The organism is Burkholderia sp. BC1 (genome assembly GCF_052683555.1).
This window is the reverse complement of the sequence record NZ_JBQYLP010000039.1, coordinates 46,551-56,480: the sequence shown is the minus strand read 5'-3', so window position 1 is coordinate 56,480 and position 9,930 is coordinate 46,551. Positions and strand designations below refer to the sequence as shown.

Genomic DNA, 9,930 nt, shown 5'->3' with positions numbered 1-9,930 from the left:
ACGTTCAGACTTTACCGTACTGGTCAGGCTTAAACATACAAGCGCGCCGCGTGCGACCCGCGGGCCACGCGTGTACCACTCACACCGCGCCGGCATCGGCGGGCGGCTCGGTCCGGCCGCCGGTCGTTACGACGACTGCTTCTTGCGATCCGGATCGATGATGACGGTGCAGGTCGTGCCGGCCGACAGCAGCACGCCGTCCGGCACCTCGTCGATCTTGATGCGCACCGGCACGCGCTGCGCGAGGCGCACCCAGTTGAAGGTCGGATTCACGTCGGCGACGAGGTCGCGGCTTTGCGGGTTGTCGCGATCGTAGATGCCGCGCGAGATGCTCTCGACGTGGCCTTTCATCACGCCGCCGCTCATCAGCCGCATCTCGGCCGGCGCGCCGACCTTCACGCGCGGCAGCTTGGTTTCCTCGAAGTAGCCGTAGACCCAGAACGAATGGCTGTCGACGATCGCGAGCTTCGCCTGGCCGGCGACCGCGTAGTTGCCCTTGAAGGTCTGCAGGTTCGTGATGTAGCCGTCGACCGGCGCGACGACGCGCGTGCGCTCGAGATTCAGCTTCGCGGCGTCGAGCGCGGCGAGTGCCTGCTGGTACTGCGCCTTGGCGCTCGACGCGCTGTGCGCGGCGTTCTCGCGGTTTTCCTTCGACACGACGAGCGCGTCGAGATCGGCGCGGCGGGCCGCATCGTCGCGGCGCATCTGCAGTTCCGCGCGGCGGGCGGCGACGGCCGCCTGCGCCTGTTCGACCGCGATCTGATAGTGCGACGGATCAATCTGCATGATCAGGTCGCCCTTCTTGACGAGCTGGTTGTCATGCACGGGCAGCTCGACGATCGCGCCCGACACGTCCGGCGCGACGTTGACGATTTCCGCGCGTACGCGCCCGTCGCGCGTCCACGGATCTTCCATGTAGTGCACCCACAGCGAGCGCCCGATCAGGATCGCGACGAGAAGGATGACGGCCGTCGCGACGAAGCCGAAGAGTTTTCTGAGCATCATGGTGGTGGTGGATCAACGGTAAACGGCGAGACTGAGTCCGCCGCATATGCAGACGAGCAGGCAGGCCCGGAACAGCGACGGGTGCCAGACGACACGGTAGAGGCCCGTATAGGCGAGCAGGCGGTCGACGGCCCAGGTCGCGAGCGCGCCGACGACGAACATCAGCACGACCGTGGGCATGTACGCATCGAGAATCGCGATTTCGCGCGGGATCATGACGAGGCTCCTGGTTGGGGGCGTGCGGGGCGGTTGCGGTTGAGCGGCGCAAGCGGCGACTCCGGATCGAGCAGCGCGCTGCGCACGAAATGCAGATGGCTCAGGATGCGCTGCAGGCGGTGCCGCTCTTCGCGCGACGCATGCAGCGTGTCGAGTAGCGGGCGCGTCGTCTCGATCGCGTCGTTGGCCGCGGCGAGCGCGGCATCGAAGCGCGCGGCATCCGGCTTCGCGAACAGCGCGGAGAGCGCGTTGCGCATCGTCTCGATCGCACGTCGCCACGGCATCGTCGGCGCGTAGCGCGGATCGGCCGGCAGCGTCGCGAGTTCCGCACGCAGGTCGATCGCCGCGTTGCCCGTTTCGAGCACCGCGAACATCCAGCGCAGCGCGTCGCGCTGTACGGTCGGCTGATCGGCCGACAGCGTGTGCGCCTGATACATCAGATCGCGCGCGCCGCTCTCGAACCGCGTACGCAGCCCGGCGAGCCGCGCGTGGCAGGCGGCGACGACCTGATGACGCAGATCGGCGAGCAGCCGCTTCTTGAGCCACGGCGCGGTCGGCGGGAACAGCACCGCGAACGCGATCGCCGACACGAGCATCGACAGCACGAGCGCGAGCGCGTCGTTCATGAAGCCGGTCGGATCGTAGTGCGTGATGTTGTCGGGGCCGGCGAGGAAGCTGAAGAAGATCAGATAGCCCATCCCGTAGCCCGCGAGCTTCGGCTTCAGCGTCAGGAAGATGCCGATCGCGAGCATCGGCGCGAGTCCGACGCAGAGCAGCACGAAGCCGTCGATGCGCGGATAGATGCCGAACATCGTGATCATGCCGGTGCACACCGCGAGTGCGGTGCCCATCCCCATCTGCGCGGCCATCGCGGTCGGACGCGGCGTCGACGACGCGAGCGCGCAGGTCGCGGCCGCCGTGAGCGTCAGCGTGACGCCGCTCGGCCATGCGGTTTCGATCCAGAACCAGCCGAGCACGAGAATCACGGCCGCCGTGCGGATGCCCGCGATGACGGCCGCGGTCAGGTTCGTGCGCGGCTCGTAGCGCTCGATCCAGCGTTCGCGCTCGTGCGTCGCGCTCGACAGCGACGCGTAGGTCGCCGCATATTCGCGCAGGTCGGTGATGAAGCGGTACAGCAGCTCGGCGGCCGTATCGAAGTCGAGCAGCGGAAAGTCGGGCTGCGTTTCGAGTTCGGCGCGCGTCGCGCGGATGCGGCGCGGCAGCGCGTCGCGCCACGCGAGCAGCTGCTCGGCCGCGTGCGCGGCGTCGGCCGACGTGCGCACCGGCTCGCCGTTGCGCGTGAGCAGCGGCGCGATCTCGCGGAAATACGGTTCGAGCGCGTCGATCGCGGCCTGCGCGCCGGCCGCGCGCAGCCGGTTCATCAGCTGATGCAGCGCGTGGAAGCGGCTCGATGCGCTCATGAATTCGCTGTTGAGCCGCGCGAGACGGCCGCTGCGCATCCGCGTGTCCGGGTTCTCGAACACGGCCATGCTGCGCGCGGCCTCGAAGCCGACGACATCGGCGACGAAGCGCGTGTGCACGCTTTCGATGTGCGCGCGTTCGAGCTGGCCGGATAGCGCGGCCGCGACGTAATCGACGAAGCTGCCGAAGCGCTTGCGCACCGTCGTGCGCATCTGCTCGCCCGTGTACTGCGGGAACACGAGCGCGCTGACGACGCCGGCCGACACGATGCCGACGACGATTTCGGCGACGCGCGTCATCGCGCTCATGAACGCGCCGTCCGGGTGCTGCGACGCGGGCAGGCCGATCAGCGCGGCCGTGTAGCCGGCCAGCAGGAAGCCGTAGCTGCGGAAGTTGCGGTTGCGCGCGGCGCCGGCCGTGCAGAGCGCGACCCACAGCGCGACCGCGAGCAGGAACAGTTGCGGCTGCTGCGGAAACAGCCCGACGAAGGTGAGCGTCGCGATGAGCCCGAAGATCGTGCCCGCGACGCGATAGAAGCTTTTCGCGAGCACGGCGCCGCTTTGCGGCTGCATCACGATGAATACCGTCGTCATCGCGGTCTTCGGCGCCGGCAGGTCCAGCCGCATCGACACGGCGAGCGAGAGGAAGGCCGCGAGCAGCGCCTTCGCGAGATAGAGCCAGGCGACGCCGTCGGTGCGGGCCCAGTCGCCGAATGCGGCGAAGCGGGCCGACAGCGCGCTGCCGGCGTGCGGGGAGGCGGGGGAGGAGGCTGACATGGCGTGCGCTCCGCGTTACCGGGCGGCCGTTGCGGGCGCGGCGCCCGCGTTGGCATTGGCGTTCGCCGCGAGCGCGCCTCGCGTGCCGGCGGCGGCCGATGCTGCGGCCGGTGCCGGGACACCCGATGCCGGGACACCCGATGCCGCCGGCGCATGCCCGGCCGTATGCGGCGCGCTCGCCGCCACCGCGCCGGCTGCCGCCGCGCGCTCGTCACGCACATCGGCGCCCGTCTCGACACCGCCGCCGAGCGCCGCCATCAGCGCCGCGTGCGCGGCGAGACGTTCGGCATCGATGCGCGCTGCCGTTTCCTGCGCGCGCAGCAGCTGCTGCTGCGCGACCAGCACGTTCACGTAGTCGGTCAGCCCGCGGCGGAAGCCTTCGCGCGACAGCCGGTAGCTGCGCTCGTTCGCGGCGACCGAGCGCGCGGCGTCCTTCTTCTGCGTATCGAGCGAGCGGATGCGCACGACCTGGTCGGCGATGTCCTTCAGCGCGCCGACGATCGTCTGGTTGTAATGCTCGACCGCGCGATCGTAGCCGGCATTCGCGGCGCCGAGCTGCGCACGCAGGCGGCCGCCTTCGAAGATCGGCAGCGACAGCGCGGGGCCGGCCGTCCAGCCGCCGTTCATCGCGCGCAGGAAGTCGGTAAACGGCGCCGTCACGCCGAACCCGCCGACGGTCGCGAGCAGATCGATGTTCGGATAGAACGCGGCCTTCGCGACGTCGATCCCGCGCGCCTGCGCGTCGACCATCCAGCGCGCCGCGACGACGTCGGGCCGGCGGCCGAGCAGGTCGGCAGGCATCGCGGACGGCAGGCCGGCCGGCGCGTCGAGCGACAGCTTCGGCCGCCGGATCGCGTCGCCGGCGCCCGGCCCCTTGCCGGCGAGCGCGGCAAGCTGGTGGCGCGCGAGCTGGATCGCTTCTTCATAGGTGTCGATCTGGCGCTCGTAGTCGGGCAGCGTCGATTCCGCCTGGCTCACTTCGAGCTGCGTGCCGATGCCGGCCTGCAACCGCTTGTGCGCGAGATCGGCGAGCGCGCGCTGGCGCTCGAAGGTTTCGCGCGCGAGATCGAGCAGCGCGTAGTTCATCGACATGCCGACGTACGCGCGCACGACGTTCGCTTCGAGTTCGAGCTTCGCGGCGCGTGCGTCGGCGGCCGTCGCATGCGCGGTGTCGAGCGCGCGCTCGGTCGCGTTCTTGTCCTTGCCCCACAGGTCGAGGTGATACGACAGCCCGAGCGTGCCGGTGTTGTTCCAGGTGTCGGTGTCCGCGAGCGGGCCCGGGCCGTAGTACACGTTGTCGGGCCAGTGCTGGCGCATCAGCGACAGGTTGCCGTTGATCTGCGGCAATTCGGCCGAGCGAGCGACGCGCGCCATCGCCTGCGCTTCGCGCACGCGGGCTTGCGCTGCCGCGAGCGTCGGGTTGCCGGCCTGCGCGGCGGCGATCCACGCGTCGAGCTGCGGGTCGCCGTACGCGCGCCACCAGTCCGACGCGGGCCAGCCCGCATCGCGGTCGGCCGCGCGGATCGCGGCGCCGGCGTCGAGCGCGTTTGCGTCGATTTGCGTCGACTGAGGCTTGTTGTCGCCCATGCTCGCGCAGCCGGCCATTATTAATGAGACTGCAAGAACCGCCAGTGCCAGCGTCCCTTTTGTTGCCGGAGACTGCACGATTTTCTCCCTTTTCGGATATAGATGAGTCGGAGGCGATTATATTTTTCAGTGATTCCTGAATAAATGGACAACGGTGCAAGGGATTTTTACGAATATTGAGACAATATTGGTTGGTCTCTGTGCAACAATCCGTCCGGATTCAAACGGGAAACGGGATGGATACGTTACAAAACATGCGGGTATTCGTTCGCGTGGTCGACGCCGGTAGCTTCACCGCCGCCGCCCAGCAGATGAATTCGACGACCGCCTACGCGTCGCGCGCGGTGTCCGATCTGGAGGCGCATCTGCGCACGCGGCTGCTGAACCGCACGACGCGCCGGATCGCGCTGACCGAAGCCGGCGAGCGCTATCTGCAGCGTTGCGAGCAGATCCTCGCGTATGTCGACCAGGCGGAAGCGGAGGCGGGCGACGCGCATGCGCGCCCGTCCGGCAAGCTGAAGGTTCACTGCTTCACGAGCCTCGGTCAGCACTACCTGGTGCCGGCCGTCGCGCGCTATCGCGAGCGCTATCCCGACGTGCACGTCGAGCTGACGCTCGCGCAGCGGATGCCCGATCTGCTCGACGAGGGATACGACGTCGCAATCGTCGTCGGCCGCGATCTGCCCGATTCGGGGCTCGTGTCGCAGCGGCTCGGCGAGAGCTACAGCGTCGTGTGCGCGTCGACCGCCTACGTCGCCGCGCATGGCGCGCCGCAGTGTCCGGCCGACCTCGCGCAGCACGTATGCCTCGGGATGGTCGCGCCCGGTTTCCACTACGACGAATGGACGCTGACCGGCCCCGACGGCGACGAGTCGGTGCCCGTCACCGCGCCGCCGTTTCGCGTGAACGTCGCCGAGGCGCTGGCCGTCGCCGTGCGGGAAGGGATGGGGATCGGCGGGCTGCCGCTGTATTCGGCGATCGGCGGGTTGCGCAGCGGGCAGATCGTGCGCGTGATGCCCGAATACCGGTCGCACGTGATGAACATCTACGCGTTGTATGCGTCGCGCCAATATCTCGACGCAAAAATCCGCACCTGGGTCGATTTCCTGCGCGATGCATTGCCGACGACACTCGCCGCCGACGAAGCGGCCCTCGAACAGTGCATGCGCGCGACATGACGACGCAGGGACGCGCGATCTGACCGGATTTGTCGTTCGCGCAACATTTTTTTACGATCGATCGCCGGACAGTTTGATACTGTTTCAGTCATCGAGGTCTGTTACCCGGAGCTGCAATGGATACGTCGCTGATGATCGGATATGGCCTGCTGTTCGGTGCGCTCGCCGCTGTCGCTGCTCGCGACGTGCTGCGCGCGATGGCGACGAACGCGCGGATGCAGCCGGTGCCGGTCCGCGTGCGCGCGCGCGACGACGCCGCGCGCCGCGCCGGCCGCTGAGCGCCCGCCGTCCGACCCCCGTAGCACCATCGCCGGCCGCCTGTGGCCGGTTTCCGCACGCTCAGTCGAGCGTGATTACCTTGTCCCACGCGAACGCAGCGTTTTCCCGTTCGCCGGTGCGTCGATGAATGTAGCCGCGCGGATTGCAGACGACGCGCGTGCCGCCCTCCACGACATAGTCGAATGACGTGTGCGTATGGCCGTGCACCCACAGCGAGACGGGCGGCCGCACGAGTTCCGTCATCTGCGTGACGAATCCCGCCGAAGCCGGATCTTGCGCATAGCGTTGCGCCAGCGACAGCCGGTGCGGCGCATGGTGCGTGACGACGACCGTGCGGCCCGCGAACGGCTGCGCGAGCTGCGCCGCGAGCCACGCGCGACTGCGCCGATGCAGCGCGATCGCATCGGCCGGCGCGAAGTCGCGCTCCGGCGCAGGCGCGTCGCCGTGCAGCGCCGCATCGTGCGGCCACGTCACCTGGATCAATCCCTTGAAGTCGAGCATCACGCGCTGCGCGGCGTCGATCGCGCGCGCGACGCTGTCGTCGTCCGCGCCGAACAGCGAGAAATCGGCCCACAGCGTCGTGCCGAGCACGCGAAAGCGCCGTTGCGGATCGACGTAGACGTCGTTGTTCAGGTAATGCACGTTGTCGAGCGCGCGCGCGGCGTCGCGCATCGCCGTTTCGAGCGCGCCGAATTCCCCGTCGTAGTACTCGTGATTGCCCGGCACATAGACGACCGGCACGTGCGGGTCGAACGTTTCCGCGGCCCAGCGCAGGCCTTCCGCGTGATTGTGGATGTCGCCGGCCAGCACGACGAGATCGGCGTCCGCATGCGCGATCGTATCGGGCTGGTGGCTTTCGAGATGCAGGTCGGACAGCACACGGATTTTCACGAACGTCGCTCCCGAATGGACGGCTTCAGCGCAGGACCTTGCCCGGATTCATGAGCCCGCGCGGATCGAGCGCGGTCTTCAGCGTGCGCATCAGCGCCGTTTCGACCGGCGACTTGTAGCGCTGCGCGTCGTCGATCTTCAGTTGCCCGATGCCGTGCTCCGCGCTGATCGTGCCGTGATGGCGATGCACGTTGTCGTACACGATGCGGTTGATCGGCGCCTGGAACTGCGCGAGGAACGCCTTCGGATCGCCGCCTTCGGGCGTCTGCACGTTGTAGTGCAGGTTGCCGTCGCCGAGATGGCCGAACGTGACCATCCGCGCGCCGGGCGCGGCCTGCTGGATCGCCGCGTCCGTTTCGTCGATGAAGCGCGCGATCGACGAGATCGGCACCGCGATGTCGTGCTTGATGTTGAGCCCTTCGTCGGCCTGCGCGAGCGGGATGTGCTCGCGCAAGTCCCAGAACGCGCGCGACTGCGCGAGGTTTTCCGCGACCACCGCATCGACCACGAGCCCCGCGTCGAATGCTTCTTCCATCAGCTTTTCGAACAGCGCGCGCGCATGCGTTTCGCTTTCGTTGTCGGACAGTTCGAGCAGCACCGTCTGCGCGTGCGTCTGTGCGAACGGATAGCGCAATTGCGGATAGTGCTTGCCGACGAGCTGCATGCAGAAATCGGACATCAGCTCGAAGCCCGTCAGCAGCGGGCCGGCCGCGCGCTGCGCGAGCGACAGGAAGTCGAGCGCCGCGTGCGGCGATTCGAGCGCGGCCAGCGCCGTGACCTGCGCGGCCGGCAGCGGATGCAGCTTCATCACGGCGGCTGTGATGATGCCGAGCGTGCCTTCCGCGCCGATGAACAGATCGCGCAGGTCGTAGCCGGTGTTGTCCTTGCGCAGTCCGCGCAGGCCGTCCCAGATCTCGCCCTGCGGCGTCACGACCTCGAGGCCGAGACAGAGCTCGCGCGCGTTGCCGTAGCGCAGCACCGCGGTGCCGCCCGCGTTCGTCGACAGATTGCCGCCGATCGTGCAGCTGCCTTCCGCCGCGAGGCTGAGCGCGAACAGGCGGCCGCCTTCGCGCGCACGTGCCTGCACGTCGGCGAGGATCACGCCCGCTTCGACGGTGATCGTGTTGTTGTGCGGATCGAGCGCGCGCACGCGATTGAGCCGCGCCAGGCTCAGCACGGCCTGCGTGCCGGACGTGTCCGGCGTCGCGCCGCCGGCGAGGCCCGTGTTGCCGCCTTGCGGCACGAGCGCGACGCCGTGCTGGTTCGCGATGCGCACGAGCGCCGCGACTTCGGCCGTGCTGCCGGGCCGCAGCACGGCGCAGGCGGCACCCTTGTAGCGGCGGCGCCAGTCGGTCAGGAACGGTTCGGTATCGTGCGCGTCGGTCAGCACGTGCGCGGCGCCGATCGCGTCGCGGCATGCGGAAACGAAAGTGTCGATGGACATCATCATCCTGTCGCGTAAGGGTCAGGACGCGGCGCGCTGCTTTTTCGCCGCGCGTTTGAACGGCGCGACGTAGGCGAGTGCAGCCGCGAAGAAGCCGAGGGCGAGCGCGGTCTCGCACCAGCCGAGCGTCGCGGACAGCCCGCGATCGGACATGCCGCGCACGATGCCTTCGGCGAAATAGACGAGGACCAGCATGCTCGCCCACTGCATCGTATAGATGTTACGCCGCCAGACGCCCGGCAGCGCGAGCGCGAGCGGCACGGCCTTCAGCATCAGCGCGGAGCCGCCGGGGCGCAGCGGCGCGAGCCACACTTCCCAGGCGATGCACAGCGCGATCAGCGCGACGAGGCACGCGGCCGCGGCCAGCGCGTAACGCGGCCGCGCGGCGACGGCGGCGGGAGCGGGGCGCGTGCTCATGCGGCTTCGGCCGCGCAGAGCGCGGCGGCGGCGCGCGCGAGCCGCACGCCGAGCGCGGCGGCCAGCGTCTTCTCGTCGGCCGAGAGGCCGGCCGGTGCCGCGCGATCGTGCTGCGCGACGTGCGAGGCGCCGTACGGCGTGCCGCCGGTGCGCGTCGTGGTCAGCGCGGATTCGGTGTACGGAATGCCGACGATCATCATCCCGTGATGCAGCAGCGGCAGCATCATCGACAGCAGCGTCGACTCCTGGCCGCCGTGCAGGCTGCCGGTCGACGTGAACACGCTCGCGGGCTTGCTGCTCAGCGCGCCGGACAGCCATTGCGGCGTCGTGCCGTCGAGGAAATACTTGAGCGGCGCGGCCATGTTGCCGAAGCGCGTCGGCGAGCCGAGCGCGAGGCCCGCGCACTCCTCGAGGTCGCGCAGTTCCGCGTAGGGCGGGCCGTCGGCGGGAATGTCGGGGGCGGTGGCTTCGCAGACCGTCGAGACGGGCGGCACCGTGCGGATGCGCGCCTGCATGCCCGGCACGCTGTCGATGCCGTTGGCGATCGCCAGCGCGAGATCGCGCGTCGCGCCGTGGCGGCTGTAGTAGAGGACGAGAATGTCTTTCATGGACGACGGAGCCGCCCGCGGCCGCGCGCGTGCCCGGTGCAGTCGGCCCCTGCTGGATCGAGCGGCTATTATAGGGGCTGAAGCCGTCGCGCAGCGCGGCGGCGGCG

The 9,930-nt window shown here is 69.1% G+C and carries 10 protein-coding genes; 2 read left to right on the top strand and 8 right to left on the bottom strand.

What is annotated here, in order from left to right:
* Positions 1 to 126: 126 nt before the first annotated feature.
* Genes ACSHSS_RS19375 through ACSHSS_RS19360 form a run of 4 tightly spaced genes read right to left on the bottom strand, consistent with a single transcriptional unit; the run spans position 127 to position 5,084 of the window.
* Entirely contained in the window at positions 127 to 1,005 is an 879-nt protein-coding gene (locus tag ACSHSS_RS19375; protein WP_445545392.1) for an efflux RND transporter periplasmic adaptor subunit, read from the bottom strand.
* A gap of 12 nt (positions 1,006 to 1,017) precedes the next feature.
* The gene (locus tag ACSHSS_RS19370) at positions 1,018 to 1,221 is read right to left on the bottom strand and encodes a DUF1656 domain-containing protein (RefSeq protein WP_006402107.1); all 204 of its coding nucleotides are present in this window, start codon (positions 1,219 to 1,221) and stop codon (positions 1,018 to 1,020) included.
* Positions 1,218 to 3,419: an FUSC family protein gene (locus ACSHSS_RS19365; RefSeq protein WP_105757047.1), complete on the bottom strand. Its 2,202-nt coding sequence runs from the start codon at positions 3,417 to 3,419 to the stop codon at positions 1,218 to 1,220. Before ACSHSS_RS19365 ends, ACSHSS_RS19370 begins: the two co-directional genes overlap by 4 nt.
* Positions 3,420 to 3,434: 15 nt before the next feature.
* The gene (locus tag ACSHSS_RS19360; RefSeq protein WP_445545391.1) at positions 3,435 to 5,084 is read right to left on the bottom strand and encodes an efflux transporter outer membrane subunit; all 1,650 of its coding nucleotides are present in this window, start codon (positions 5,082 to 5,084) and stop codon (positions 3,435 to 3,437) included.
* A 158-nt stretch (positions 5,085 to 5,242) separates the two neighbouring features.
* Between ACSHSS_RS19360 and ACSHSS_RS19355 the strand changes: the two genes are divergently transcribed.
* Positions 5,243 to 6,184 carry a LysR family transcriptional regulator gene (locus ACSHSS_RS19355; RefSeq protein WP_012213559.1) on the top strand — a complete coding sequence of 314 codons (942 nt, stop codon included), beginning with the start codon at positions 5,243 to 5,245 and terminating at the stop codon, positions 6,182 to 6,184.
* 116 nt (positions 6,185 to 6,300) lie between these two features.
* A complete protein-coding gene (locus tag ACSHSS_RS19350) occupies positions 6,301 to 6,462 on the top strand; it encodes a hypothetical protein (RefSeq protein WP_445545390.1) in 162 nt (53 codons plus the stop codon).
* 61 nt (positions 6,463 to 6,523) lie between these two features.
* Here ACSHSS_RS19350 and ACSHSS_RS19345 read toward each other — a convergent pair whose 3' ends face one another.
* From ACSHSS_RS19345 to wrbA, 4 genes are read right to left on the bottom strand one after another with little or no spacing between them, the layout of a single operon-like run.
* Positions 6,524 to 7,354 (bottom strand): metallophosphoesterase, encoded by an 831-nt coding sequence (locus tag ACSHSS_RS19345; protein ID WP_445545389.1) that lies wholly within the window; start codon positions 7,352 to 7,354, stop codon positions 6,524 to 6,526.
* Positions 7,355 to 7,379: 25 nt separating this feature from the next.
* Complete coding sequence (locus ACSHSS_RS19340) at positions 7,380 to 8,801, bottom strand: FAD-binding oxidoreductase (protein WP_012467582.1); 1,422 nt, start codon at positions 8,799 to 8,801, stop codon at positions 7,380 to 7,382.
* Positions 8,802 to 8,819: 18 nt separating this feature from the next.
* Complete coding sequence (locus ACSHSS_RS19335) at positions 8,820 to 9,215, bottom strand: DUF2069 domain-containing protein (RefSeq protein WP_006404970.1); 396 nt, start codon at positions 9,213 to 9,215, stop codon at positions 8,820 to 8,822.
* Positions 9,212 to 9,823, bottom strand: a complete 612-nt coding sequence (gene wrbA / locus ACSHSS_RS19330) for an NAD(P)H:quinone oxidoreductase (RefSeq protein WP_445545388.1) — start codon at positions 9,821 to 9,823, stop codon at positions 9,212 to 9,214. Before wrbA ends, ACSHSS_RS19335 begins: the two co-directional genes overlap by 4 nt.
* Positions 9,824 to 9,930 lie beyond the last annotated feature (107 nt).

Bases quoted from the DNA above. Each gene is read 5' to 3' on its own strand.
- ACSHSS_RS19375 (WP_445545392.1), bottom strand. From the start codon at position 1,005: ATGATGCTCAGAAAACTCTTCGGCTTCGTCGCGACGGCCGTCATCCTT.
- ACSHSS_RS19370 (WP_006402107.1), bottom strand. From the start codon at position 1,221: ATGATCCCGCGCGAAATCGCGATTCTCGATGCGTACATGCCCACGGTC.
- ACSHSS_RS19365 (WP_105757047.1), bottom strand. From the start codon at position 3,419: ATGTCAGCCTCCTCCCCCGCCTCCCCGCACGCCGGCAGCGCGCTGTCG.
- ACSHSS_RS19355 (WP_012213559.1), top strand. From the start codon at position 5,243: ATGGATACGTTACAAAACATGCGGGTATTCGTTCGCGTGGTCGACGCC.
- ACSHSS_RS19350 (WP_445545390.1), top strand. From the start codon at position 6,301: ATGGATACGTCGCTGATGATCGGATATGGCCTGCTGTTCGGTGCGCTC.
- ACSHSS_RS19340 (WP_012467582.1), bottom strand. From the start codon at position 8,801: ATGATGTCCATCGACACTTTCGTTTCCGCATGCCGCGACGCGATCGGC.
- ACSHSS_RS19335 (WP_006404970.1), bottom strand. From the start codon at position 9,215: ATGAGCACGCGCCCCGCTCCCGCCGCCGTCGCCGCGCGGCCGCGTTAC.
- wrbA (WP_445545388.1), bottom strand. From the start codon at position 9,823: ATGAAAGACATTCTCGTCCTCTACTACAGCCGCCACGGCGCGACGCGC.